Raw genomic sequence first — 24684 nt, forward strand, 5'->3', positions numbered from 1 at the left:
GCAATGCGCCAGATTCCTCCAAGAATCGGATCTTACAAAAAAATGCATCCTGGTGTCGGATTGCACCGCGCGCGGCCGTCCTTGGGCAAACGGCGAGGCAACGGCACCATTCTCGGAGTCGGCCGTTTTCCCTGTAACAGCAAAAGAGCAATCCGAGGAGCACGACATGCAAAAGATCACCACCTGCCTGTGGTTCGACGGCCAGGCCGAAGAGGCCACGAACTTCTACGTCTCCATCTTCAAGAATTCCAAGGTGCTGAGCGTGATGCGTTGGCCCGAAGGCCACGCCGATGCAGGCAAGGTGTTGGTGACCACGTTCGAACTCGACGGCGTGCAGTTCCAGGCGCTCAATGGTGGACCGCAGTTCAAGCACAGCGAAGCGATGTCGCAGTCGATCGACTGCAAGACGCAGGAAGAGGTGGATTACTTCTGGGACAAGCTCATCGAAGGTGGCGGCCAACCATCGCAATGCAGCTGGCTGAAGGATAAATTCGGCGTCTCCTGGCAGGTTGTGCCGGAGCAGCTGCCGCGCCTGCTTCTGGATCCGGACCGGGCCAAGGCCGGCCGCGTGATGTCGGCGATGATGCAGATGAGCAAGATCGACATCGCCAAGATCGAAGAAGCCGCCAGAGGATAGTCGAGGGTCGCGCCGCCCCTCAACCGCCCTTCGGGCACCTTCTCCCCGTGAACGGGGAGTAGGAAAAAGCGCGACTTACGCCGCTCTGTCGCGGACCTGATAGTCCTTGATCGTGGCAAACTTGATCGCCTTCCAGCGCTCCGCTTCGTAGTTCAGCGAGAAGGCGTGCTGGGCGAGGAACACCGGGTCGTTGTCGAGGTCGCGGGCGATGTCGCCGCGATGCGCCTCGATGAAACGCAGGACCTCGGCCTTGTCGTCGGCCGAGATCCAGCGGCACACGGAAAAGCGCGACATCTCGAATTCGACCGGCAGGGTGTATTCGAAGTTCAGCCGTTCCTTCAGGACGTCGAGTTGCAGCGCGCCGACGACACCGACGATGGCCGGTGAGCCGTCCTCGGGCGAAAACAGCTGCACGACGCCCTCCTCTGCCATCTGGTGCAGCGCTTCCTTCAGCTTTTTGGCCTTCATCGCGTCGCCGAGGCGGACACGGCGCAGGATTTCCGGGGCGAAATTCGGAACGCCGCGGAACAAGATTTCCTCGCCCTCGGTCAGCGTATCGCCAATACGCAGCGTGCCGTGGTTGGGAATGCCGACGACGTCGCCGGCAAAGGCCTCGTCGGCGGTGACGCGTGTGCGGGCAAAGAAGAACTGCGGCGCCGACAGCGACATCGGTTTTCCCGTGCGTACCAGCTTGGCCTTCATGCCGCGCTCGAGCTTACCCGAACAGACGCGGACGAAGGCTATGCGGTCGCGGTGGTTGGGATCCATGTTGGCCTGGATCTTGAAGACGAAGGACGTCATCTTCTCTTCGGTCGCCTCGACCTTGCGGGTGTCGGCCTCTTGAGCACGCGGCGGCGGTCCAAAAGCGCCGAGCGCCTCGATCAGGTCGCGCACGCCATAATTGCGCAGCGCCGAGCCGAAATAGACCGGCGTCAGGTGACCCTCGCGGAAGGCTTCTATATCAAGGGGTCTGCACGCTTCCCGCGCCAGCTCCAGCTCCTCGATGAAGGCCTCGCGCTCGTTCTCCGGCAAAAGGCCGGCGACGCGGTTGGAATCGGGACCGTTGACCGGCGTGCGCTCCTTCTCGTCGTCGCCCCTGCGCACGGCGTTCAGCGCCAGATGGTAGGTGCCGGAAAAATTCTTGCCCCGGCCGATCGGCCAGGTGATCGGCGCCGTATCCAGCGCCAGCTTCTGCTCGATCTCATCCAGAATCTCGAACGGATCGCGGCTTTCGCGATCCATCTTGTTGACGAAGGTGATGATCGGGATGTCGCGTAGCCGGCAGACTTCGAAAAGCTTCAGCGTGCGCGGCTCGATGCCCTTGGCGGCATCGATGACCATGACGGCCGAGTCGACCGCCGATAGCGTGCGATAGGTGTCGTCTGCGAAATCCTCGTGGCCGGGCGTGTCGAGCAGGTTGAAGACATTGTCCTCATACTCGAAGGTCATCACCGAAGTGACGACCGAAATGCCGCGCTCACGCTCGATCTTCATCCAGTCCGACCGCGTCTGGATCTTGTCCTTCTTGGCCTTGACCTCGCCGGCAAGCTGGATGGCGCCGCCGAACAGCAGCAGCTTTTCGGTGAGCGTGGTCTTGCCGGCGTCCGGGTGCGCGATGATCGCGAAGGTGCGGCGGCGCGCCACTTCTTCTTCTATTGCTTCGGGCATTCTCTGGGATTTCCGTGTGACAGGCCGGGCTTCTAGCAGCGCAGTGCGGGCCTGTCGACCGGTCCGGCGGCAGGGAAGCCGCCGGAAGCCATGGCTTGCTTCAGGCCAATTCGGCCGTGCGGCTCGCCTGAACGACCTCGGGGAGCCAGCCGGCAATGGTGCCGCCTATCGCGTCGGCATGGTCTTCCTGCAGATAGTGCGCACCGGGTCCGAGATTGATGAACCGGCAGTTCTTCAGCCCGGCGGCGAATTCGCGTGCGGCCTGCGGTGCAATCAGCGCGCCGGGATCGCCCGCAAACAGCAGTTTCGGATAGGTGGAGAGCCGAAGTGCGCGATGATCATGTTCGCTGATGGCGGCAACGTCGGCGGGCTGGCCCTCGATCGGCAATTCCCGAGGCAGGCGCAACACCGGCTTTCGCGATTGCGGTGTCGGGAACGGCGCCCGGTAGACGGCCATCTCCTCATCGCTCAGTGTACGCAGCACCGAGGCCGGCAACACTTTTTCGACGAAGACATTGTCTTCCAGGACCAGCTTCTCGCCGACACCCGGCGTGCGCAGCGCCTTGAACATTTCGCGGGCTTGCGGGCGCTGATGAAAATCCTCCCAGCGCTCGAAGGGTCGGATGAATTCCATGAAGGCAAGGCCGAGCACGCGTTGCGGTCGCCGCGCCGCGAGATGGAAAGCCAGGGCCGTGCCCCAGTCCTGCGCGACCAACACCACTTCCTGGATGTCGAGCACGTCCAGGAAGGCGTCGAGATAGCGGACGTGATCGAAGAAGCGATAATCGATATCGGGCTTGCCGGATTGGCCGTAGCCGATCAGGTCGGGCGCGATGCAGCGACCGAGCGGCGCGACATACGGGATGATGTTGCGCCAGATGTGGGATGAGGTCGGATTGCCATGCAGGAACAGAACGGTGGGGCCGGACGCTCCCGTCTCGACATAGGACATGGTCGAATCGAGCACGGCGATCTGCGAGCGTCTCGGTGCAGCGACGCCAGCTTGAGAAATGTTGGCTTTCGAACTCATGGGGTCGGCTCCTTTGCAAAAACTGTGCTGAAGATGATTTTCTTGAACCGCTCGAGCGGCGCGGGGCTACGTTCAACCTTCATGCGCAGCATGGCGCCCTGCCAAGACGACAGCAGGAAGTCGGCAAGGTCCTCGGCCTCGAAGGTCTTGGAGATGTCGCCGGCTGCCTGGCCTTCGGCGATGCAGGCGGCGAAGGGCTGGCGCCAGCGTTCGAAGATGTCGACGAGTTGCAGGCGCAGCGGCTCGCTGTGGACCGCGGTCTCGAGGCTGAGATTGCCTATCATGCAGCCGCGTGCCCAATCATGCGCCTCAAGCTTCGAGGTGATGACATCGACGTAGCGCCTCAGCCGGCTGATGGGCGGCGTGCCGTCCTGCGCCAAGGCTTTCTCGACCAACGTGCCGACATAGGCGAAATAGCGGTCCAGCACCTCCCCGGCAAACTCCTCCTTGGAGGCAAAATGGTTGGTGAACGAGCCGGGCCGGGCGTCGGCGGCGGCAACGATGTCGCGCACACCGGCGGCGGCATAGCCGGAATTCCAGATGGTCCGGAACCCGGCGTCAAGGAGGTTTTCGCGGAGTGATTGTCTGGCCATACCGATATAATACGTACGTACGTATTGATGTCAAGCCGAATAATTTGCGTTGCCGATGTTGGCAAGCGGGGGTGGCACTGGAAGAGTGTCCCTCAGGGGGTGGCGAGTTTGAGGAGCGAACATGGCTGCGGTGAAACAAGTGATCGTCATCGGCGCCGGCATCATCGGTGCTTCCATGGCCTGGCACCTGACCAGGGCAGGCGCACAGGTGACGGTCATCGCCGCCGACAGCGCCGCCGGTGGGGTCGCCACGCCGAACTCCTTTGCCTGGATCAATGCCACCTGGGGCAATCCGGAGCCCTATTTCCGGCTGCGCACCCGCGCCATGGCCGAATGGTCGCGGCTGGCGCGGGACGTGCCCGGCCTGCCGCTCAACTGGTGCGGCGGCCTGTGCTGGGATCTATCGGCGGCCGACATGGAAGCCTATACCGCGCAGCATTCGGCCTGGGGCTACGGCATCGAGCGCGTCGACCGCGCCGGCGCGGCCCGTATAGAGCCTAATCTCACCGAACTCCCGGACGTCGCTTTGCATGTCGCCGAAGAGGGCGTTGCCGAGCCGGTCGCGGCAACGAAGGCGCTGCTGGCCGATGCCGAACGACGCGGCGCGCGGATCATCTCCAGCACGGTGACGGCGCTTGTCCAGACAGGTGGCAGGATTTCGGGCGTCGACACATCGCATGGGCTGCTTGCCACCGACGAGGTGTTGATCGCGGCCGGCGTCGGCTCGGCGGGCATTGCCGCCACCGCCGGCATAAATCTGCCGCTCGAGACGCCACCTGGCCTGATCGTCCACTCGCGGCCCTACGAGAAACTGCTGAACGGACTGGTGCTGGCCGAGCGGCTGCATATGCGCCAGACCGCCGAGGGCCGTATCATCGCCGGTTCCGATTTCGGCGGCGCCGACCCGGGCATGGATGCCGAAGCCACCGCCCACGCGCTGTTTGCGGCCATGAAAGCCATGCTGCGCGACAGCGACGGGTTGGAACTCGATTTCCACACGGTCGGCTACCGGCCGACGCCGATCGATGGCTTTCCAATCGTAGGCCGCGCCGAGGGCATGGACGGCGTCTATGTCAGCGTCATGCATTCCGGCATCACGCTGGCGCCGGCCGTCGGCCTGTTTGCCGCTCGCGAAATCCTTGATGGCGAGCGCGATCCGCTGCTCGCGCCTTACGGGTTGGGACGGTTTGCTCAATAACCCGGACGGACGGTAGCGTCGGCCGATGTCTGTATAGGTTAACGCCCTACGGCGCCCCCCTCTGTCCTGCCGGACATCTCCCCCTCGAGTGGGGAGATTGGCAGTTTCGGCGCCTCGCTCGGTCCCGCAAGGTCGGCGATTGGCGAAAGCCGTCGCGACATCCAATCTCCCCCCTTGAGGGGGAGATGTCCGGCAGGACAGAGGGGGGCGCTGGCCCGCGGCGTTGCCGCAATTTGCAACTACCCGGCCAACGCCAGCTTCGCCACGGCCGGAGCAAAAGGCCGAATGTTGATCCCGTCCCTGGTCATGGTGACGAAGCTCGATGGCGGGATCGCCTAGGCGCGATCCATAAGAGCCGCAGGCTCCTTGGTCGCGTGCGTGCCTCTGTTGTGCGTCCGCTCGTAAAGCTCGCGAACGATTCGGCTGGCGGTAGTTTCAAACAGAAATGGCAAGAAAGCATGAACGAGCGCGGCGCCCGCCGCCATCAACAGGCGCGACGAAAACCAGGCGGCAAAGCCCATGTGGCTGAAATAGGTTTCGCCGACCTTGGCCGGATGAGAGGTGAAAATCCTTGCGACCGACATGCTGGTTCCCCTTCAGCGCTTGAAGTTCCTGATATGAGTATCCTGACATGCTTCGCCGGTTCATCGGTCTCAAAATGTCCTTGTATTTCGGTGACGCATGGGACAAATATCCCACATGGCGCTGGAAATTGACGAAATCGACCGGAAATTGCTCGCCGAGTTGCAACGCGACGGCACGCTGTCGGTCGACCAGTTGTCGGAACGGGTGGCGCTGTCGCGCAATGCCTGCTGGCGCCGGGTGAAGCGGCTGGAGGAGGCCGGTGTCATCACCGGCAGGGTGGCGCTGGTCGATGCCGAAAAGCTCGGGCTTGGCCTTTCCGTCTTCATCCTGATCCGCACGTCCAACCACGATCCGGAGTGGCTGCAGAGATTCCGGGCGGCGGTGACCGGCTTTCCCGAGATCATCGGCGTCTACCGCATGTCCGGCGACCTCGACTACGTTCTGCGCGCCCGCGTCGCCGACGTGAAGGCCTATGACCGGCTCTACCAGCGGCTGATCGCCAAGGTGGCGCTGTCTGATGTTTCCGCCTCTTTCGTGATGGAAGAGATCAAGGAGACGACGGTGGTTCCGATGGAAGTGCGCTAAGATATGTCGATATTCAGGTGATGCCGGCCTGCAAACGACGGGTTTCGACTCGGCCTGACCTGAATCTCAACACACCTCAGGCCATACTGATGCCTGAAAGAAAGCCGTTGATAGGCTTGCGGGCGAGTTGACCGAATCGCCGTTCGCGCCGATAGGATCGATTTTATGCGCGCAGCCCTTCAAACTCCCTCCGTCATCGGTCCGACCGTCGGCTTCGTCAGGTTGCCGCATGCTGAAGGACTTCCCCTTCCTGCTTATGAAAGCACCGGTGCTGCCGGCATGGATCTGCGCGCCGCGGTGCCGGACGACCGGCCGCTGCTGATCCTGCCCGGAAAACGCGCTCTGGTGCCGACCGGGCTGATCCTGGAAATTCCCGAAGGCATGGAAGGCCAGGTGCGGCCGCGCTCGGGCCTTGCCTTCAAGCATGGGCTGACCGTCCTCAACACGCCCGGCACCATCGACAGCGACTATCGCGGCGAGGTGAAGGTGCTGCTGATCAATCTCGGCGATGAGGACTTTGCCGTGACGCGCGGCATGCGCATCGCCCAGATCGTTTTTGCCGCGGTGACGCAAGCCGCCGTGGAAGAGCGCAACCTGGCCGGCGGCACGGCGCGCGGCGCGGGCGGGTTCGGATCGACCGGCACCGCCTGATGCCTGAACTGCCTAAACTTGTCATCTTCGACTGCGACGGGATCCTGGTCGATACGGAGAACCTGGCCAATCGGCGCCTTGCCGAATGGCTGACCGCTGCCGGCTATCCGACAAGCTTCGAATATTGCCGCAAGAATTTCTCCGGCCGCAGCATGGCGTCGGTGCAGAAAGAGATCGAAGAAGAGACCAGCGTCAGGCTTGGCGCCGATTTTGTCGATCGCTGGAACGCCGGCCTGCCAGACCTGTTCGCCCACGGCGTCGAAGCAATCCCTTATGTCCGCGAATTCGTCGAGGCCGTGCGGTCAGCCGGGATCGCCTATTGCGTCGCCACCTCGGCCCGGGTGTCGAAGATGCACATCACACTTGGCCAGACCGGGCTGTTGCCGCTGTTCGAACACGCGATGTTTTCCTCAACGATGGTCGCGCGCGGCAAGCCGTTTCCGGACCTGTTCCTGCATGCTGCGAAAACCGTGGGCTTTGCACCTGCCGACTGCATCGTCATCGAGGACAGCGTCGCTGGCACGCAGGCCGGCATCGCGGCCGGCATGCGGGTGTTTTCCTATCACGCCGATCCCTATTCCGACCGCGACGGCCTTATCCAGGCCGGCGGCATCCTGTTCGACGACATGCGCGAACTGGCCGGGCTGGTGCCGATCCACTGAGCTGGCTGACGGACTGGACGGGTTGGGAGGCTGTGCTACGTTCCGCGCGCCCGACAGCCTGAGGCGACCATGCCGACGAACCTGCTTCGCTTCATCCTCGCCGTGATGCTGCTGCCATTGCTGTGGACCGCAGCCGGCGCGCAAGACGCCAGCCTTCCGGAGCTCGGCAGCCCACTGCCCGGCCAAAAAGACATCACCTATCTCGACCTCGCCAGGATGATCATTCCAGACCTCGCCGCCGACAAGAATGGCTTTTACAGGGGCGGGCTGCCGATCGCGATGCGCCATATCGAGGGACCCGACAGCGGCGGCTCGCCGCCCGAAACCTCAGGCTTTTCCAATGCCTCCGTGCTTGCCATCAAGGCGGGAGGCAAGGACCGCCTGACCATGCTGTTCGATCTCGGCGATTCCTCAGACAGCGCAGAAGGCTATGCGGTGCTAGCGCTCTACGACATTACGGGCAAACCAAGGCTGCTCGACGCCGCCAATGTCGCCCTCGACCGCAGCACCTATTTCCGCGAACCCGGCAAGCTCGGCATCGGCGCCAATGATGATATCCTCATGATCGAGAGTTCGCATTCCAATTCAAACCAGAACTATATGATCGTCCCGCTGATTATGGTCGCCAGGGACAAGTTGAAGCTGATCGACATCATCTATTTGTTCGACGAGCACGTGTGTGCCTATAGCCGGACGCAGGACGTTGCCTTTAAAGCCATCGCAGAGGGCCGACGCCATGCGGCGATCAAGGTAACGGTGACCGATGCCACCGTCGTGAACGACGAAAGCTGCGATGACCAGCCGCCCAAACCTGAATCTCACGACATCTCCGTCACCTATCATTGGGACAAGACAACGTCGCACTACGCCAAGGATTCCGACGCGCTGAACAATTTGGCAGGAGAGAACGCCAAACGCTTCTGAACCAACCGCATTCGTTTGCCCGGCCAGATGGAGCAGGATAAAATCCGCTCGGCCACACCGCATATGATGGGGGAACTACCATGGACAAGGGCAAGATCTTTCGCGACCTGCATGCCTCGACCTTCGTCATGCCCAATCCCTGGGATATCGGCACGACCAAGCTGCTCGGCTCGTTCGGCTTCACGGCGCTGGCGACGACCAGCGCCGGCTTTGCCTTTTCGCGCGGCCTGCCGGACGGCGCGGTGACCTTCGACCAGATGATCCACCATTGCCGCGAAGTGACCGCGGCGACCAGCCTGCCGGTCTCGGCCGACCTCGAGAAAGGCAAGGGCGACAGCGCCGAGCAGGCCGCCGAAACCATCTTCGCGGCGGAAGCTGCCGGCCTTGCCGGCTGCTCGATCGAAGACCACACCGGCGATCCGGACAAGCCGATCTATGATTTTGCGCACGCCGTCGAACGCGTTGCGGCGGCCGTGGAAGCGGCGCGGGCCCTGAAACGCGATTTCGTCTTCACTGCGCGGGCCGAGAATTTCCTCTGGGGCAAGTCCGACCTCGACGACACGATCAAGCGGCTGCAGGCGTTCGAGAAGGCCGGCGCCGACGTACTCTATGCGCCAAGCATCGGCAACGTCGAGATGATCCGCACGCTCTGCTCTGCCGTCAGCAAGCCGGTCAATGTCATGGCGGTACCGGGCTTTACCATCGCCGATCTCGCCATGGCCGGCGTCAAGCGTATCTCGCTCGGGCCGTGGCTGACCAATTTCGCCTACGGCATGCTGGAAACGGCGGCACGCGAAATCCAGCAAGACGGCACCTTCGGCTTCACCCGCGCCGCCATGCCGTTCAGCAAATTGCAGGCCCTCTTCGGCAAATCTTCGGATTAATGGGGCCCGTCGCATGACGCTGACCGTGATCGACATGCATACCGGCGGCGAGCCGCTGAGGATCGTCACCGGCGGCTATCCCGGTATCCCCAAGGGCACGATCCTGGAAAAGCGCGCCTATGTGCGCGACCATCTCGATCATCTCAGGAAAATCCTGATGTTCGAGCCACGCGGCCATTACGACATGTATGGCGCCTTGCTGGTCGAGCCGGACCTGCCCGGCGCCGACCTCGCCGTGCTGTTCATGCACAATGAGGGTTATTCGACGATGTGCGGCCACGCCATCGTCGCGCTCGGCCGCTACGCCATCGATGAAGGGCTGGTGGCGAAACAGGAACCAGTCACGACAGTCAATATCGAGGCGCCGTGCGGGCTGGTCGTCGCCTCGGTCGAGGTCAGGGACGGCAAGGCCGGTGCGGTGTCGTTCGAAAGCGTGCCGGCCTTCCTGTTCGCCGGTGGACAGGCGATCGAATTGGCGGGCCACGGCACGATTGGCTTCGACGTCGCCTATGGCGGCGCCTTCTACGCGCTGGCCGATTGTCACCAATTCGGGCTCGAATTCGGCAGAAGCCGGATGCGCGATTTCGTCGATGCGGCAACGGGGCTGACGGACAGGCTCAAGGCTGAATTTCCGCTGTCGCATCCCGACCACGGCGACCTTGCCTTCCTATACGGTACCATCCTGACCGATGGCCGCGACACATTTTCCGGCGAGGTGACCAAAAACATCTGCGTCTTCGCCGAAGCCGAGGTCGACCGCTCGCCAACCGGTTCCGGCGTCACCGCAAGGCTGGCGGCCATGCATGCCAAAGGCGAGATCGCGATCGGACAGACGCGCACATTCGAGAGCATCGCCGGCTCGCGTTTTTCCGGAGCCGTGGCGCGGACGGCGAAGGCTGGACGGCATGAGGCGATCATCGCCCGCGTCGGCGGCCGCGCCTATTATTCCGGGCGGGCCGAATTCATCGTCGAGGCCGATGACGAGCTCGGACGCGGATTTCTGTTGCGCTGAAGAAAATGCCTAGCCGCGTGAGGGGCGAGCCACTTCCCGCACCGAGATCGCCTTGTGCAGATGCACCATCATGGCGGCGGCGAAGAGCGGCGTCAGCAGGTTGAGCAACGGCACGGCGAGGAAAGCGGCGATGAGCAGCCCGGCGAGAAACACTGTGCCGGCATAGTGCCTGCGCAAGGCCCTGGCCTCGTCTTCGCCGCGAAAGCGCATGGCGGCGAATTCGAAGAACTCGCGCCCGAGCAGATAGCCGTTGACGATGAAGAAGGAGGCTATGTTGACGCCCGGCACCAAGAGAAGCAGCAGGGCGACGATGTTGCCGAGAGTGACGACACCGAGGAATCGCGCCGACAGCACCAGCGAGCGCAGCGCCGGCATGGCGCGGCCGGTCGGATCGCGGGGATAGTCGGTGCGCTCGACCACTTCGGCGATATCGTCGAGGAACAGGCCAGCGACAACAGCCGTCACCGGCGCGATGAGCAACGCCATGCCGAAGGCAAGCGCTATTGCCGCGATGATGCCGCCGAGCCACCCGGCCCAGGACGGCATGCCGGGCAACAGCGTCTGCAGCCACGGCAGCGCCAGCCACTCGACGAGGCTGGTCAGGCCGAACCACAGAGCCACCAGTGCCAGCACGGTCAAGCCCAGCGTCTTGACGAACACGGCCCGAAAGGGAGGCGAAATCAGCTCGAGGGCCGCAGCGCGGGCAGCGTCGAAAATCACCTTGTCACACCCCCGGTTAGCGGACGCCGCCTAAAAGGCGGATGCTTCCGAGATAGGCAGCGCAGGCCATGAGCACAAGCGGGCTGGCGTTTACCGCGCAAACGCCGGCTTTCGAACTGGGATGGTCATGGCAGCGACCCCGGCCACGACAAAACCCATGCCCAGCCATGCCGTCGAACCAAGACTTTCGCCGAGGAAGAGAGCGCCGATGCCGACGCCGATCGGCACGCGCAGATAGGCCTGCGAGGTGGTGCCGACCGAACCCAGCGTGTGGATGAGGCGGAAATAGATAACGAAGGCCAGCGCGGTGGAAAAGACCGACAGGCCGAGCAGGGCCAGGATCGACGCGGTCGATGGCGCCAGCGTCCACGGCTGGTCGAACACCAGACTGAGCGGCACGAGGATGACGGCGCCGCACAGCATGGAACCGGCGGCCGGTAGCATTGGGTCGAGGCCCTTGAAACCGCGGCCGAAAATGGCGGCCCCGGCATAGCAGACCGTCGCGGCGACGATTGCCAATTGCGCCCACAATTCATGACCGAGGCCACTCAGCGCCTGCGTGCCGATAATGAGGCAGATGCCGGCAATGCCGGCGCCCACACCGATCAGTTTGCGCAAGGTGACCGGCTCGTGGCGGGTGATGAGCGCGGTCAAGAGGAAGGTGAAGATCGGCGAGGTCGCGTTGAGGATGGTGGCGAGGCCGGCATCGACCGAGCGTTCGGCCGCGGCGATCAGGGTGAACGGAATAACGCTGTTGAGGCAGGCCTGGAAGGCGAAGCGGCGCCAGCTTGCAGCGTCGCCCGGCAAGGCGAGCCCGCGCCAGCGGATGATGGCCAACAGGATGCCGCCAGCGATCAGGGTGCGGGCGGCAATGAAGGTGACCGGCGGGATGGTTTCGACGCCGATCTTGATGAAGGTGTAGGAGGCGCCCCAGAGCACTGCCAGCACGACGAGCAGTACCAGGTCGGTGGTCAGATCGTTTTTTGCAGGCTCGTTCTTCGTCGACATGCTTTTTGTAGACATTGGGGGCTGGCTCGCCTTCGAAGCGGGATCGTCTGATCCAGGCTTATAGGCGGTGCGGCGATGAAATGCTTCGGCCACGGTCGAATTCTCATAGCGCCTCGCGGCTGATGCGCCTTTGCCTGTTCCGCCAAAGTTGCGTGTCACGCCCTAGGCAAACCGGTTTCAAATCGCTAGACCCGCGCCGGGCCGGCGTGGCAAGAAGCCGGCTCGGGTTTTTGGCGGAGATTTTGATGCCGGATTATGACGTGCTTTGCATCGGCAATGCCATTGTCGACATCATCGCCCAGTGCGACGAGGAATTCCTCGAGACCAACGGCATCATCAAGGGCGCGATGAACCTCATCGACACACAACGCGCCGAACTGCTCTACAGCCGCATGGGCCCGGCGATCGAGGCGTCCGGCGGCAGCGCCGGCAACACGGCGGCCGGCGTCGCCAGCTTCGGCGGCCGCGCCGCCTTCTTCGGCAAGGTCTCCAACGATGCGCTGGGCGAAATCTACGCGCACGACATCCATGCACAGGGCGTCGCCTTCGACACCACGCCGCTCAAGGGCGAGCCGCCGACGGCGCGGTCGATGATCTTCGTCACCCCTGACGGCGAGCGTTCGATGAACACCTATCTCGGCGCCTGCGTCGAGCTTGGGCCGGAGGATGTCGAGGCCGATAAGGCTTCTGGCGCCAAGGTCACCTATTTCGAAGGCTATCTGTGGGACCCGCCGCGCGCCAAGGAAGCGATCCGCCAGACGGCGAAGCTGGCGCACGCAGCAGGCCGCGAAGTGTCGATGACGCTGTCGGATTCGTTCTGCGTCGACCGCTACCGCGACGAATTCCTCGAGCTGATGCGTTCGGGCACGGTCGACATCGTCTTTGCCAACAGCCACGAGATCAAATCGCTCTACCAGACATCCTCGTTCGACGAGGCGCTGGCGCAGATCCGCAAGGATTGCCGGATCGCCGCCGTGACCCGCTCGGAAAAAGGCTCCGTGATCGTGCGCGGCGACGAGACGGTGGTGATCAAGGCGACCGCCATCAAGGAACTGGTCGACACGACGGGCGCCGGCGATCTCTATGCCGCCGGCTTCCTGCATGGCTACACGCAAGGCCGCGACCTGCAAACCTGCGGCGACCTTGGCTCACTGGCGGCCGGATTGGTGATCCAGCAGATCGGCCCCAGGCCCCGGCAGAATCTGCGCCGCGAGGCTGAGCAGGCGGGATTGCTGTAGGGGTCCCGACGCTTTTAACCTCTCCCCTTGTGGGAGAGGTCGGATTGCCCCGATTTGTCCTTTACAAATCGGATGGCAATCCGGGTGAGGGGTAGCTTGGCGCCAAGCTGGAACACCCCTCAACCGTCTTGGCGCTACGCGCCAATCCACCTTCTCCCACAAGGGGAGAAGGAAATGCCGTCGCGCGGCTGTCACACATGACACCTACACGCAATCTGGGCGCCCGCGACTAACATCGGTGCGCCCTCAGTCAGTTGGGGTGTCAAGACATGCAAGACAGCAAGCTGTCGGGCGGCCGGACCGGTTGCCGCCGCGATTTCCGTTTTCCGCACTAGAAGTTCAACAATCGGCCGCAGCTGAGGGGGAGCGCGCGGCCAGAAGACAGATGCATGAACAGATTTCAAATCCAGGGCCTCAAGCAGGACGACTTCGCGGAGATGGTCGCGGAAGACGTCGAACGTGCACTTGCCCACTATGACGAGGCCATCAACAAGCCCACCATGGTCTCGGTCGGCAAGATCGCCGGCAGCATAGCGTCCGCTGTCACCTTGCTGTCACCGAAGCACCAGCGCGCCATCGACGCCATCCATGCCGACCTGCCCGGCCTGGCGTCGAAATTCGTGCGCGCGCTGGCGGCGGAAGCCGCGCGCCGCAGCGAAGCCGGTATTGCCGGCGTGACAAATCCGCCGACGACCCCGTTGGCCGATGTCGAGCCTCCTTCGCTGCCAAAGTCCGACGATCTCGAATCGATGCTGATCGAGGACTGGGCCGGCCGCGTCGCCGGTTCGACCTATCTGGAAGAGCATCTGCGCATCGCCCGCTCGACCCTGCACCGCTGGCAGCGGCGGGGTGAGGTCATCGCCTTGCGCAAGGGCGGCCGCAAACATGTCTTCCCGCTGGCGCAGTTCGTCGACGGCCGGCCGGTTGCAGGCATTCGCGACGTGCTATCCCTGATCACCAATCCGAGGCTCGCATGGCTGTGGCTGACGCGGCCCTCGGCGCAGCTCGACGGCCGCGTCCCGATCGACTTGCTGCGGCAGGATCAGGTGGACGAGGTCGTCGAGGCCGCGCGCGTATTCGCGCCAGGCTGAACGCCTCGCGGACTCACCGCTGAGGCCAGCCCCTCAAGTCCCCGCCGTGTACGCCGCGATCGCCGCCATGTTGACGATATCGCTGTCCTTGGCATTCAGCGACACGATCTGAACCGGCTTGTTCAGGCCGACCAGCAGCGGCCCGATCACCGTCGAGCCGCCGAGTTCCTGCAACATCTTGGTCGAAATCGAGGCCGAGTGGAACGCCGGCATGATCAGCACATTGGCCGGGCCGGTCAGGCGGATGAACGGATATTGCGCCATGGCGCGGGCGTTGAGGGCGACGTCGGCGGCCATTTCGCCGTCATATTCGAAATCGACGCGGCGCTTGTTGAGGATGCGCACGGCTTCCTGGACGCGCTCGGAGCGTTCGCCCTGCGGATGGCCAAAGGTGGAATAGGCGAGCATGGCGAGCCTCGGCTCATAACCCATGCGGCGGGCAAAGCCTGCCGCCTCCTCGGCGATGTCGGCGATCTGCTCGGCGTTCGGCATATCGTGCACGGCGGTGTCGGCGACCAGCACGGTCTTGCCCCGCGCCAGCACGATCGAGACGCCGATGACGCGGTGGCCGGGCTTGGCATCGATGACGCGGCGGATGTCGTCGAGCGCTGTCGAATAGTTGCGGGTGACGCCGGTGACAATGCCGTCGGCGTCGCCCAGCGCCACCATGCAGGCGGCAAAGTGGTTGCGATCGTTGTTGATCAGCCGCTGGCAGTCGCGAAACAGGAAGCCTTTGCGCTGCATGCGCTCGTAGAGGTAGTCGGTGTAGATGCCGTTGCGGCGCGACAGCCTTGCATTGATGATCTCGATGCCTTGCTTGTTGAGATCGATGCCGGCATGCTTGGCGTTTTCCTTGATGACGTCGTCGCGGCCGAGCAGGATGGCGGTGCCGAGCTTCTGGTTCACATAGGAGACGGCGGCGCGCATGACCTGTTCCTCCTCGCCCTCGGCGAAGACGATGCGCTTGGGCTGGCGGCGCACGCGGTCGTAGATGCGCTGCAGGGTCGAGGCGATCGGGTCGCGGCGGGCCGACAGTTCCTGCGCGTAACGGTCGAGGTCAAGGATCGGCTTGCGGGCGACGCCTGAATCCATCGCCGCCTTGGCGACCGCAATCGGAATGGCCGAGATCAGGCGCGGGTCGAACGGCACCGGGATGATGTAGTTGGGGCCGAATTTCGGCCGATTGCCCTGATAGGCGGCGGCGACGTCGTCGGGCACGTCCTGGCGCGCCAGTGCCGCCAGCGCCTGGGCGGCGGCGATCTTCATGTCGTCATTGATGGTGGTTGCCCTGACATCCAGCGCGCCGCGAAAGATATAGGGGAAGCCGAGCACGTTGTTGACCTGATTGGGATAATCGGAACGCCCGGTGGCCATGATGGCGTCGGTGCGGATCTCGGCCACTTCCTCCGGCGTGATTTCCGGATCGGGATTGGCCATGGCGAAGATGATCGGGTTCTTGGCCATCGACTGCACCATGGCGGTGGTCAGCGCGCCCTTGGCGGAAAGGCCGAGGAAGACGTCGGCGCCGTCGAGCGCCTCGGCGAGGCTGCGCGCCTCGGTCTTGACCGCATGCGCCGATTTCCACTGGTTCATGCCTTCGGTGCGGCCCTGGAAGACGACGCCCTTGGTGTCGCACAGGATGATGTTTTCGGGCGAAAAGCCCATCGCCTTCATCAGCTCGATGCAGGCGATGCCGGCGGCGCCGGCGCCGTTGCAGACCATTTTCGTGGTCTTCATGTCGCGACCGGTGATCTCCAGCGCGTTGATCAGGCCGGCGGCGGAGATGATCGCAGTGCCGTGCTGGTCGTCATGGAAGACCGGGATGTCCATCAATTCGCGCAGCCGCTGCTCGATGATGAAGCATTCCGGCGCCTTGATGTCCTCGAGATTGATGCCGCCGAAAGAGGGCCCGAGGAAACGCACGCAGTTGATGAACTCGTCGGCGCCCTCGGTGTCGACCTCGAGGTCGATGGAATCGACATCGGCGAAGCGCTTGAACAGCACCGCCTTGCCCTCCATCACCGGCTTGGAGGCCAGCGCGCCGAGATTGCCAAGGCCGAGGATGGCTGTGCCGTTGGAGATGACTGCGACCATATTGCCGCGCGTCGTGTAGTCGAAGGCGCGCGAGGGGTCTTCGGCGATGGCCAGGACCGGAACCGCGACACCAGGCGAATAGGCGAGGCTAAGGTCGCGCTGCGTTGCCATGGGCTTGGTGGCGACGACCTCCAGCTTGCCCGGCCGACCCATGGCGTGGAATTCGAGCGCTTCCTGCGCACTGACGGACGGACCGCTGTTCTCGGTTTTCCTGGCCATGATGTACTTGATTTCCTCACCGGTGCAGCACCTCGTTGAAGCGGGTGCTTTGTGTCGGACCGAATTAAGACCACGCGCCGCCGCGTGTAAACCGCCAGCGTGCGGAATCGCGGTTGGTACGCGCGATTGCGGGCATCCTGCCGTCCCGGTCGTCCCCTGTTTTTCGAAGCCCCGGCATTAAACCGCGCGATCACATCTGCTAGCGTGCGGCGCATGAACATGCACAGCCCGAACGAGCCAGACGCCCCCGAGGCGATGACGCCGGTGCCGACCGCCCACGCCGGCGCCACGCCGATGATCGAGCAATTCATCGAGATCAAGGCGGCAAACCCGGATTCGCTGCTGTTCTACCGCATGGGCGATTTCTACGAGCTGTTCTTCGACGATGCCGAGAAGGCGAGCCGGGCGCTGGGCATCGTCTTGACCAAGCGCGGCAAGTATCAAGGGCTCGACATTCCGATGTGCGGCGTGCCGGTGCATGCTGCTGACGACTATCTGCAGAAGCTGATCGGCCAGGGTTTCCGCGTTGCCGTCTGCGAACAGATCGAGGATCCGGCCGAGGCGAAGAAACGCGGCGGCAAATCGGTGGTGCGCCGCGATGTGGTGCGGCTGGTGACACCAGGCACCATCACCGAGGACAAATTGCTGGCGCCGTCGGAATCGAGCTTCCTGATGGCGCTGGGGCGGGTGAAAGGCGGAGCGGACCCCTCCTTTGCGCTGGCCTGGATCGACATCTCGACCGGCGCCTTCCGCGTCACCGACACCACCGCCGACCGGCTTTTGGCTGACATCTTCCGTGTCGATCCGCGTGAGTTGATCGTTGCCGAGCCAGTGTTCCACGATCCGGAACTGAAGCCGGTGTTCGACGTGCTCGGCCGCGTCGCCAGCCCGCAACCACCGTCACTGTTCGATTCGGCGTCGGCGACAGGGCGCATCGCCCGCTTCTTCGATGTGGCGACGCCGGACAGTTTTGGCGCCTTTTCGCGCGCCGAACTATCGGCGATCTCGGGCGCCATTGCCTATGTCGAGAAGACGCAGAAAGCGGAGCGCCCGCCGCTGTCGCGGCCCGAACGCGAGGAGCAGGGTTCGACCCTGTTCATCGATCCGGCGACACGCGGCAATCTGGAACTGCTGCGCACGCTGTCGGGCAGCCGCGAAGGCTCGCTGTTCAAGGCGATCGACCGCACGGTGACCGGCGGCGGCGCAAGGCTGCTCGCCGACCGGCTGATGGCGCCGCTGACCGACCCGGCGGCGATCGGCGCCAGGCTGGACTCAGTGTCGTTCTTCCGTTCCGAAACGCGACTTTGCCAGGCGGTGCGGTCGAGCCTGAAGAGCGTTGCCGACATGCCCCGCGCGCTGTCCAGGCTGGCGCTCAACCGGGGTGGGCCGCGCGACCTTGGCGCGCTGCGCGCCGGCTTCGAGGCGGCAGGCGCGATCGCCGAAATCTTTGCCGCGACCGCCCTGCCCCCGGAACTTGCGGCGGCATTGGCCGCCATCCATGCACTGCCCCAAGCGCTTTCGCAGCATCTGATGCAGGCACTTGGCGACGAACTGCCGCTGCTCAAGCGCGACGGCGGCTTCGTTCGTGGCGGCTACCATGCCGATCTCGACGAGATGCGGGCGCTGCGCGACGAATCGCGAAAGGTGATCGCCGGGCTGGAACGCTCGCTGATCGACGAGACCGGCATCCGCTCGCTGAAAATCCGGCACAACAATGTGCTCGGCTACTATATCGAGGTGACCGCCAACCACCATGCTGTGATGACCGGCAGCGATGGCGCCAAGGCGCGCTTCATCCACCGCCAGACCATGGCCAACGCCATGCGCTTTACCACGACCGAGCTTGCCGAGCTCGAGACCAAGATCGCCAATGCCGCCGACCGGGCGCTCAACATCGAACTGGCCGCCTTCGAGGCGCTGACGACGGAAGCGGTCGGCGAAGCGGAGAAGATCCGTGCCGGCGCCGATGCACTGGCCGTGCTCGATGTCTCCGCGGCGCTCGCGCTTCTGTCGGAAAGCGAAGCCTGGTGCCGGCCGGTGGTGGATTCGAGCCTTGCCTTCGAGATTACGGGCGGGCGGCATCCGGTGGTCGAACAGGCCTTGCGCCGCTCCGGCGAAGGCCCGTTCGTCGCCAATGATTGCGACCTGTCGCCGGAGGGAGCTGCCCGGAACGGCGCGATCTGGCTTTTGACCGGCCCGAACATGGGCGGTAAATCGACATTCCTGCGGCAAAACGCGCTGATCGCCATCCTGGCCCAGACCGGCTCGTTCGTGCCGGCGACATCGGCCCATATCGGCGTCGTCGACCGGCTGTTCTCGCGTGTCGGCGCCTCGGACGATCTGGCGCGCGGCCGCTCGACCTTCATGGTCGAGATGGTCGAGACGGCAGCGATCCTCAACCAGGCCGGCGAGCGCGCACTGGTGATCCTCGACGAGATCGGCCGCGGCACCGCCACTTTCGATGGCCTGTCGATCGCCTGGGCGGCGGTCGAATATCTGCATGAGAAGAACCGCTGCCGGGCAATCTTCGCCACCCATTTCCACGAAATGACCTCGCTGGCCGGCAAGCTGGTGCGGCTCCACAATGTCACCATGCGGGTCAAAGAATGGGAAAACGACGTCGTCTTCCTGCACGAGGTCGGCAAGGGTGCCGCCGACCGCTCCTACGGCGTGCAGGTGGCGCGGCTGGCCGGCCTGCCGGAAGCGGTGGTCGACCGGGCCAAGGAAGTGCTGCACCAACTGGAAGAGGGCGAAGTTTCGGGCAAGACCAACCGGCTGGTCGACGATCTTCCATTGTTTTCGGTGGCGGTGAAGCGAGAAGCGCCGAAGCCGGTCAAGAGCGACGCGCTGGGTATGGCGCTCGGCGAGATCAACCCGGACGAAATGACGCCACGCGAGGCGCTGGAAGCGCTCTACCGGCTGAAGGGGTTGGCGGGGACGTAGTCAGATCATCTCCAACCCGCGCTTGCGCGCTGGTGGCGGGAAGGCGCGGTCGAGATCGGCGATGTCCTGCGGCGCAAGCTTGATGTCGAGCGCAGCGACATTCTGGCGGACATGCTCCTCGCTGCTGGCCTTCGGGATGGCGATGACGCCCTCCTGATGCATCACCCAGGCCAGGGCGATTTGCGCTGGGGTCGCATTGTGGCGCCCGGCGATGGCTTCGAGCCTGGCATTGCGCGCCAACGCACCCTGCTCGACCGGAGAATAGGCCATCAAGGGGATGCCGCGCTGCCGGCTCCAGGGCGCCAGATCGAATTCGAGGCCACGCCGGACCAAATTGTAGAGCACCTGGTTGGACTGGACATTGCCGCCATCGGGCAGGCCGATCAGCTCTTCCATCTCGTCGGTGTCGAAATTGCTGACGCCCCAGTGGCGGATCTTGCCGGCCTTTTTCAGGGCCTCGAAGGCCGCGACGGTTTCCGTCAATGGCACGCTGCCGGGCCAATGCAAGAGATAGAGATCGATGCGGTCGGTGCGCAGGCGTTTCAGGCTGTTTTCGCAGGCCCGCTGCACGCCCGCGCGCGAGGCGTTCGACGGTAGCACTTTCGAGACCAGGAAGGTCTCGTCGCGGCGCCCGGCAATGGCTTCGGCCACCACCTCCTCGGCACCGCCGCTGGCATACATTTCGGCGGTGTCGATCAACGTGATGCCGAGGTCGAGGCCGAGCTTGAGGGCATTCACCTCATCGGCGCGGCGACGGGAATCTTCGCCCATCTTCCATGTGCCCTGGCCAAGCACCTGAACGGCTTCGCCGGAGGGCAGTTTGGTGGTTCTGATGGTCGGTGGCATGGCGGGCTCCAGTTGGGGCCGGATCGCATCACAGGCTGGGCGATAAATCCAGAGGCGTTCTCGCCGCGCTGGCGATGGCTGAAGACTTACTTCACCGGATGGGCGGCGAGCCAGGCCTGCATCTGCTTGATCTCTGCTTCCTGCGCGGCGATGACGCCTTCGGCCAGCTTGCGGATTTCCGGGTCCTTGCCATTGGCAAGTTCAACCTTGGCCATGTCGATCGCACCCTGATGGTGCGGGATCATGCCTCTGACGAAATCGACGTCGGCATTGCCGGTATAGTCGGACGCCATCATGTCGGCATGCATCTTGTCCATCGCCGCCTTGTAGCCTTCCGTCGAAGGACTGGTCGCGTCCGTCGCCATAGCGCCCATGTCGTGTTTCATCTCTTCGCTCTGCGCCGGAACGCTTTCGAGGAAGACGGCAACCAGCATTCCGGCCGCCATCAGCAGCAGCACGAGTTTTTTGGCGAAGGTCATACATGGTCTCCTGTTGGATGGGTTTCGTATTTGGGGGCTTGGATCAGAGTTTCAATGTTCTCAGCCGCAATGCGTTTGCGATCACCGACACCGAGGACAGGCTCATCGCCGCCGCTGCCAGCATCGGCGACAGCAGCGTGCCGGTGAGCGGATAGAGCACGCCGGCGGCGACCGGCACGCCAAGCACGTTGTAGAGGAAGGCAAAGAACAGGTTCTGGCGGATGTTGCGGATCGTCGCCTGAGCCAGCGTGCGCGCCCGCACGATGCCGTTGAGGTCGCCTTTGACCAAGGTGATGCCGGCGCTTTCGACGGCGACATCGGCGCCGGTGCCCATGGCGATGCCGACATCGGCGGCGGCAAGGGCCGGTGCATCGTTGACGCCGTCGCCGGCCATGGCAACGCCGGTGCCTTTTGCGCGCAGTTCCTCGACAAGGGCTGCCTTCTGTTCCGGCAGCAGGCCGGCGCGGACCTCGTCGATGCCGAGGCTTCTGGCGATCGCGTTGGCCGTGCGTTCATTGTCGCCGGTCGCCATGATGATCCGCAAGCCGCTTTCATGCAGCGCCTTGATCGCCTCGGCCGTCGTTGTCTTGATAGGGTCGGCGACGGCGACGATGCCGGCCAGTTTTTTGTCGACAGCAACGAACATCGCCGTCTTGCCTTCGAGTTGCAGCGCCTCGGCCTTGGCCGAGATGGATGCGATGTCGACGCCAAGGTCGGCCATCATCGCGGCGTTCCCGAGCGCGACCGTCTTTCCCGAGACCGAACCGGACACACCCTTCCCGGTGACCGCCTCGAAGCCGCTGGCCTCTGCAACGGTCACGCCGCGCGTAGCGGCGCCGTCAACGATGGCTTCAGCCAGCGGATGCTCCGAGCCTTTCTCCAGGCCCGCGGCAAGCGCCAGCAATTCGTCTTCGGAAAAGCCGTTTGCCGTGACGACATCGGTCAGCTTCGGCCGGCCTTCGGTCAGCGTCCCCGTTTTGTCGACGATCAGCGTGTCGACGGAAGCGAAGCGTTCGAGTGCTGCGGCTTCCTTGATCAGCACGCCGGCATGCGCCCCGCGCCCGGTGGCGGTCATGATCGACATCGGCGTGGCGAGGCCGAGCGCACAGGGACAAGCGATGATCAGCACCGACACCGCCGAGACGATGGCAAAGATCAGGCTGGGCTCGGGTCCAAACACGGCCCAAGCGATGAAGGCGACAATCGCGACAAGGACGACGGCCGGGACAAAGTAGAAAGAAACGCGATCAGCCAACCCTTGGATCGGGGCGCGCGAGCGCTGCGCCTTGGCGACGAGCTCGACGATGCGCGCCAGCGTCGTCTCGGCGCCGACCTTCTCAGCGCGCATGATCAGCGCACCATTCTTGTTGAGCGTGCCGCCGGTCAGCGCATCGCCCTCGACCTTCTCGACCGGCAACGGCTCGCCCGTGATCATCGATTCGTCGAGCGAGGACCGTCCTTCCAGCACCGTGCCATCGACCGGCACGGCGTCACCGGGGCGTATGCGCAGGCGATCGCCGGCCTTGACGGCGGCGAGGGGCACGTCGTTTTCGGAACCATCGGCGGCGATCAGCCGCGCTGTCTTCGGTGCGAGATCGAGCAAGGCGCGGATCGCCGAGCCGGTCTTTTCACGGGCGCGCAGCTCCAGCACCTGGCCAAGGAAGACCAGCGCGACGATGACGGCGGCAGCCTCGAAATAAACCGGCACCGCACCGCCATGGCCGCGGAACTGATGCGGAAAGATATCCGGAAACAGCGTGGCGACGACGCTGTAGAGATAGGCGGCGCCGACGCCGAGCGAGATCAGCGTCCACATGTTGGGGCTGCGGTTGACGAGCGAATCCCAGCCGCGGTGGAAGAAAGGCAGTGCCGCCCACAACACGACGGGGCTGGCCAATGCCAGCTCAAGCCAGACCTTCGTCCGCTCGTCGACAAAAGCCTGGAAAGTCAGGCCAAGCATCGGCGCCATGGCGACGACCAGCAAAGGGACGGATAGAGCGGCACTGACCCAGAATCGCCTGGTGAAATCGACCAGTTCCGGATTGGGACCCTCGTCACCCGTTGGTACGCCCATCGGCTCCAGCGCCATGCCGCATTTCGGGCAGGATCCGGGCTTGTCGCGGACGATCTCCGGGTGCATCGGGCAGGTGTATTGCGTGCCCTTGGGCATCGGCTGCGGTGCTGGCCTGCCGCCGAGATATTTTTGCGGCTCCGCCTCGAATTTCGCCTGGCAAGCGGCCGAGCAGAAATAGAAGCCCTGGCCTTCGTGGCGGGCAAAATGACTGGCTGTCGCGCGGTCGACGCTCATGCCGCAGACCGGATCGGTGGCGGTCAGGAATTTTTCCAGTTCGGCGACGAATTTCGTGCGGCAGCCCTGGCTGCAGAAATGATAGAGATGGCCATCATGCTCGGCCGTCGGCTTGCCAGCCGCCGGATCGACAGTCATGCCGCAGACCGGGTCGCGGACGACGCTCTTCGTGGTGGGCACGGCGCCTTTTGTCGAGCAGCAGCTGCCGTGCGCGTGATGATCGTGATCTGAATGCGTCATTCGAAAATGCCTTGATGGATCGGTGTGTGACGTGGAGATAGGGCTTCCAGTAACTGGAAGGTCAAGGGCTGTTTCGACTTTTCTTCTCCGGTCCACGGCGCGTCCATCCACCCCAGAAAAAGTCTCACGCGGCAACACCAGGCCTGCTAGAAAGCGCGAGCGTCGCGGGGGTGGGGATTTTCTTCGGCAATGAAGCGTCTGGTCATCAATCTCGATCGGTCTCCCGATCGCCTTGCCCGTGTGACGGCGGAGTTTGCCCGCATCGGCGTTGCATTCGAACGCGTTCAGGCCATAGACGCACGCGACCGGCCGGAGCTGGACCAGCTGCCGCAAAATGTCGGATATCGGAACAGGCTGCCATTGACTGACGGCGAGATCGCCTGCCTGCTCAGTCACCGGGCCTGCTGGGCTGTCATCGCGCAAGGCGACGCCCGCTACGGAGCGATTTTCGAGGACGACATCGTCTTTGCCGCAAAAGCCGGCGCATTGCTTCGCGACAGCGACTGGATCCCAGCCGATGCCGAAGTCGTCAAGCTCGAAAGCTACTTCTGTAAGACCGTGATCCGACGCAAGCGCATTGCCATCGGTCACGGCTTTTCCACATCCAAACTCGACGCCGAACATATAGGAACCGCCGGCTACATCATCTCCAGGCAAACCGCGCTCGACCTGATCAAGGCCACCGAGGAGATCGGCATCGCTGTCGACGACCTTGTCTTCAACCCCGAGTTTTCGGTTTTGCGAGGCGAGACGATCTATCAGCTTGTTCCTGCGCTCTGCGCGCAAGATCAGTTCCTTGGCGACAGGGCGCTCCAATTGCCAAGCCTGCTCAGAGAAAAGCGGGATATCCAGTGCGCCGCACCCGCCGGGACCGGGAAACGCAGAAAGACAGCCATAGCTAGGGTCAAAGCCGAGGCTCGGCGAATAGGCAAGCGCATTGTCGATTTCGGTCGACTGAAGCGGAGAATGGTCATTCCATTTACTTATCCGAGCCAAAACTCAGCCGGGTCTTGAACCGGCTTCAACGCCCCATACCCAGCGCCGCCAAAACGCGCTATAGACGCCGCCG

At 63.7% G+C, this 24684-nt stretch carries 22 protein-coding genes; 12 read left to right on the forward strand and 10 right to left on the reverse strand.

The window, feature by feature from the left end:
• Positions 1 to 166 precede the first annotated feature (166 nt).
• Positions 167 to 637 carry a VOC family protein gene (locus MESCI_RS00825; RefSeq protein WP_013528038.1) on the forward strand — a complete coding sequence of 157 codons (471 nt, stop codon included), beginning with the start codon at positions 167 to 169 and terminating at the stop codon, positions 635 to 637.
• A gap of 75 nt (positions 638 to 712) precedes the next feature.
• Here MESCI_RS00825 and MESCI_RS00830 read toward each other — a convergent pair whose 3' ends face one another.
• The 3 genes from MESCI_RS00830 to MESCI_RS00840 all read right to left on the reverse strand — a co-directional run bounded on the left by MESCI_RS00830 (position 713) and on the right by MESCI_RS00840 (position 3928).
• Positions 713 to 2305: a peptide chain release factor 3 gene (locus tag MESCI_RS00830; protein ID WP_013528039.1), complete on the reverse strand. Its 1593-nt coding sequence runs from the start codon at positions 2303 to 2305 to the stop codon at positions 713 to 715.
• A 100-nt stretch (positions 2306 to 2405) separates the two neighbouring features.
• A complete protein-coding gene (locus MESCI_RS00835) occupies positions 2406 to 3335 on the reverse strand; it encodes a haloalkane dehalogenase (protein WP_013528040.1) in 930 nt (309 codons plus the stop codon).
• On the reverse strand, positions 3332 to 3928 hold the full coding sequence (locus MESCI_RS00840) for a TetR/AcrR family transcriptional regulator (RefSeq protein WP_013528041.1): 597 nt from the start codon (positions 3926 to 3928) through the stop codon (positions 3332 to 3334). The genes MESCI_RS00835 and MESCI_RS00840 overlap by 4 nt, the downstream gene beginning before the upstream one ends.
• Before the next feature lie 121 nt (positions 3929 to 4049).
• Here MESCI_RS00840 and MESCI_RS00845 point away from each other — a divergent pair, with 121 nt between their 5' ends.
• Entirely contained in the window at positions 4050 to 5126 is a 1077-nt protein-coding gene (locus MESCI_RS00845; RefSeq protein ID WP_013528042.1) for an NAD(P)/FAD-dependent oxidoreductase, read from the forward strand.
• 335 nt (positions 5127 to 5461) lie between these two features.
• Here MESCI_RS00845 and MESCI_RS00850 read toward each other — a convergent pair whose 3' ends face one another.
• A complete protein-coding gene (locus tag MESCI_RS00850; protein WP_013528043.1) occupies positions 5462 to 5710 on the reverse strand; it encodes a DUF6356 family protein in 249 nt (82 codons plus the stop codon).
• Positions 5711 to 5825: 115 nt separating this feature from the next.
• Here MESCI_RS00850 and MESCI_RS00855 point away from each other — a divergent pair, with 115 nt between their 5' ends.
• From MESCI_RS00855 to MESCI_RS00880, 6 genes are all read left to right on the forward strand, one after another.
• On the forward strand, positions 5826 to 6296 hold the full coding sequence (locus MESCI_RS00855) for an Lrp/AsnC family transcriptional regulator (RefSeq protein WP_013528044.1): 471 nt from the start codon (positions 5826 to 5828) through the stop codon (positions 6294 to 6296).
• Between the two features lie 165 nt (positions 6297 to 6461).
• Positions 6462 to 6947, forward strand: coding sequence for a dUTP diphosphatase (gene dut / locus MESCI_RS00860; RefSeq protein ID WP_013528045.1), 486 nt, complete (start codon positions 6462 to 6464; stop codon positions 6945 to 6947).
• On the forward strand, positions 6947 to 7609 hold the full coding sequence (locus MESCI_RS00865) for an HAD family hydrolase (RefSeq protein ID WP_013528046.1): 663 nt from the start codon (positions 6947 to 6949) through the stop codon (positions 7607 to 7609). Before dut ends, MESCI_RS00865 begins: the two co-directional genes overlap by 1 nt.
• Before the next feature lie 69 nt (positions 7610 to 7678).
• A complete protein-coding gene (locus MESCI_RS00870; RefSeq protein WP_013528047.1) occupies positions 7679 to 8533 on the forward strand; it encodes a hypothetical protein in 855 nt (284 codons plus the stop codon).
• 80 nt (positions 8534 to 8613) lie between these two features.
• Positions 8614 to 9417, forward strand: coding sequence for an isocitrate lyase/PEP mutase family protein (locus MESCI_RS00875; RefSeq protein WP_013528048.1), 804 nt, complete (start codon positions 8614 to 8616; stop codon positions 9415 to 9417).
• Positions 9418 to 9430: 13 nt separating this feature from the next.
• Positions 9431 to 10429: a proline racemase family protein gene (locus tag MESCI_RS00880; RefSeq protein WP_013528049.1), complete on the forward strand. Its 999-nt coding sequence runs from the start codon at positions 9431 to 9433 to the stop codon at positions 10427 to 10429.
• A gap of 9 nt (positions 10430 to 10438) precedes the next feature.
• Here MESCI_RS00880 and MESCI_RS00885 read toward each other — a convergent pair whose 3' ends face one another.
• Together MESCI_RS00885 and MESCI_RS00890 are read right to left on the reverse strand one after the other, a co-directional pair.
• Positions 10439 to 11149 (reverse strand): sulfate transporter family protein, encoded by a 711-nt coding sequence (locus tag MESCI_RS00885; protein ID WP_013528050.1) that lies wholly within the window; start codon positions 11147 to 11149, stop codon positions 10439 to 10441.
• Positions 11150 to 11239: 90 nt separating this feature from the next.
• Positions 11240 to 12172 carry a DMT family transporter gene (locus MESCI_RS00890; RefSeq protein WP_013528051.1) on the reverse strand — a complete coding sequence of 311 codons (933 nt, stop codon included), beginning with the start codon at positions 12170 to 12172 and terminating at the stop codon, positions 11240 to 11242.
• A gap of 230 nt (positions 12173 to 12402) precedes the next feature.
• Between MESCI_RS00890 and MESCI_RS00895 the strand changes: the two genes are divergently transcribed.
• Together MESCI_RS00895 and MESCI_RS00900 are read left to right on the forward strand one after the other, a co-directional pair.
• Entirely contained in the window at positions 12403 to 13395 is a 993-nt protein-coding gene (locus MESCI_RS00895; RefSeq protein ID WP_013528052.1) for an adenosine kinase, read from the forward strand.
• Between the two features lie 389 nt (positions 13396 to 13784).
• Entirely contained in the window at positions 13785 to 14486 is a 702-nt protein-coding gene (locus MESCI_RS00900; RefSeq protein ID WP_013528053.1) for an antitoxin Xre/MbcA/ParS-like domain-containing protein, read from the forward strand.
• A gap of 33 nt (positions 14487 to 14519) precedes the next feature.
• Here the strand turns inward: MESCI_RS00900 and MESCI_RS00905 are convergent, their stop codons facing one another.
• Positions 14520 to 16799, reverse strand: coding sequence for an NADP-dependent malic enzyme (locus MESCI_RS00905; RefSeq protein ID WP_013528054.1), 2280 nt, complete (start codon positions 16797 to 16799; stop codon positions 14520 to 14522).
• Between the two features lie 213 nt (positions 16800 to 17012).
• Here MESCI_RS00905 and mutS point away from each other — a divergent pair, with 213 nt between their 5' ends.
• Positions 17013 to 19742: a DNA mismatch repair protein MutS gene (gene mutS, locus MESCI_RS00910; RefSeq protein ID WP_013528055.1), complete on the forward strand. Its 2730-nt coding sequence runs from the start codon at positions 17013 to 17015 to the stop codon at positions 19740 to 19742.
• Here the strand turns inward: mutS and MESCI_RS00915 are convergent, their stop codons facing one another.
• The 3 genes from MESCI_RS00915 to MESCI_RS00925 all read right to left on the reverse strand — a co-directional run bounded on the left by MESCI_RS00915 (position 19743) and on the right by MESCI_RS00925 (position 23615).
• Positions 19743 to 20588, reverse strand: a complete 846-nt coding sequence (locus MESCI_RS00915; RefSeq protein WP_013528056.1) for an aldo/keto reductase — start codon at positions 20586 to 20588, stop codon at positions 19743 to 19745.
• An 86-nt stretch (positions 20589 to 20674) separates the two neighbouring features.
• Positions 20675 to 21067 carry a CopM family metallochaperone gene (gene copM, locus MESCI_RS00920; protein WP_013528057.1) on the reverse strand — a complete coding sequence of 131 codons (393 nt, stop codon included), beginning with the start codon at positions 21065 to 21067 and terminating at the stop codon, positions 20675 to 20677.
• 43 nt (positions 21068 to 21110) lie between these two features.
• Entirely contained in the window at positions 21111 to 23615 is a 2505-nt protein-coding gene (locus tag MESCI_RS00925) for a heavy metal translocating P-type ATPase (RefSeq protein WP_013528058.1), read from the reverse strand.
• A gap of 189 nt (positions 23616 to 23804) precedes the next feature.
• On the opposite strand from MESCI_RS00925, the gene MESCI_RS00930 reads away from it, so the two are divergent.
• Positions 23805 to 24629 carry a glycosyltransferase family 25 protein gene (locus MESCI_RS00930; RefSeq protein ID WP_013528059.1) on the forward strand — a complete coding sequence of 275 codons (825 nt, stop codon included), beginning with the start codon at positions 23805 to 23807 and terminating at the stop codon, positions 24627 to 24629.
• The last annotated feature ends 55 nt before the right edge of the window (positions 24630 to 24684 follow it).

The sequence above is a fragment of the Mesorhizobium ciceri biovar biserrulae WSM1271 genome, assembly GCF_000185905.1.
GTDB classification, from domain to species: Bacteria; Pseudomonadota; Alphaproteobacteria; order Rhizobiales; family Rhizobiaceae; genus Mesorhizobium; species Mesorhizobium ciceri.

Excerpts from the sequence above, each read along its gene's own strand:
- MESCI_RS00825 (WP_013528038.1), top strand. The coding sequence starts at position 167 with ATGCAAAAGATCACCACCTGCCTGTGGTTCGACGGCCAGGCCGAAGAG.
- MESCI_RS00830 (WP_013528039.1), bottom strand. The coding sequence starts at position 2,305 with ATGCCCGAAGCAATAGAAGAAGAAGTGGCGCGCCGCCGCACCTTCGCG.
- MESCI_RS00835 (WP_013528040.1), bottom strand. The coding sequence starts at position 3,335 with ATGAGTTCGAAAGCCAACATTTCTCAAGCTGGCGTCGCTGCACCGAGA.
- MESCI_RS00840 (WP_013528041.1), bottom strand. The coding sequence starts at position 3,928 with ATGGCCAGACAATCACTCCGCGAAAACCTCCTTGACGCCGGGTTCCGG.
- MESCI_RS00845 (WP_013528042.1), top strand. The coding sequence starts at position 4,050 with ATGGCTGCGGTGAAACAAGTGATCGTCATCGGCGCCGGCATCATCGGT.
- MESCI_RS00850 (WP_013528043.1), bottom strand. The coding sequence starts at position 5,710 with ATGTCGGTCGCAAGGATTTTCACCTCTCATCCGGCCAAGGTCGGCGAA.
- MESCI_RS00855 (WP_013528044.1), top strand. The coding sequence starts at position 5,826 with ATGGCGCTGGAAATTGACGAAATCGACCGGAAATTGCTCGCCGAGTTG.
- dut (WP_013528045.1), top strand. The coding sequence starts at position 6,462 with ATGCGCGCAGCCCTTCAAACTCCCTCCGTCATCGGTCCGACCGTCGGC.
- MESCI_RS00865 (WP_013528046.1), top strand. The coding sequence starts at position 6,947 with ATGCCTGAACTGCCTAAACTTGTCATCTTCGACTGCGACGGGATCCTG.
- MESCI_RS00870 (WP_013528047.1), top strand. The coding sequence starts at position 7,679 with ATGCCGACGAACCTGCTTCGCTTCATCCTCGCCGTGATGCTGCTGCCA.
- MESCI_RS00875 (WP_013528048.1), top strand. The coding sequence starts at position 8,614 with ATGGACAAGGGCAAGATCTTTCGCGACCTGCATGCCTCGACCTTCGTC.
- MESCI_RS00880 (WP_013528049.1), top strand. The coding sequence starts at position 9,431 with ATGACGCTGACCGTGATCGACATGCATACCGGCGGCGAGCCGCTGAGG.
- MESCI_RS00890 (WP_013528051.1), bottom strand. The coding sequence starts at position 12,172 with ATGTCTACAAAAAGCATGTCGACGAAGAACGAGCCTGCAAAAAACGAT.
- MESCI_RS00895 (WP_013528052.1), top strand. The coding sequence starts at position 12,403 with ATGCCGGATTATGACGTGCTTTGCATCGGCAATGCCATTGTCGACATC.
- MESCI_RS00900 (WP_013528053.1), top strand. The coding sequence starts at position 13,785 with ATGAACAGATTTCAAATCCAGGGCCTCAAGCAGGACGACTTCGCGGAG.
- MESCI_RS00905 (WP_013528054.1), bottom strand. The coding sequence starts at position 16,799 with ATGGCCAGGAAAACCGAGAACAGCGGTCCGTCCGTCAGTGCGCAGGAA.
- mutS (WP_013528055.1), top strand. The coding sequence starts at position 17,013 with ATGAACATGCACAGCCCGAACGAGCCAGACGCCCCCGAGGCGATGACG.
- MESCI_RS00915 (WP_013528056.1), bottom strand. The coding sequence starts at position 20,588 with ATGCCACCGACCATCAGAACCACCAAACTGCCCTCCGGCGAAGCCGTT.
- copM (WP_013528057.1), bottom strand. The coding sequence starts at position 21,067 with ATGACCTTCGCCAAAAAACTCGTGCTGCTGCTGATGGCGGCCGGAATG.
- MESCI_RS00925 (WP_013528058.1), bottom strand. The coding sequence starts at position 23,615 with ATGACGCATTCAGATCACGATCATCACGCGCACGGCAGCTGCTGCTCG.
- MESCI_RS00930 (WP_013528059.1), top strand. The coding sequence starts at position 23,805 with ATGAAGCGTCTGGTCATCAATCTCGATCGGTCTCCCGATCGCCTTGCC.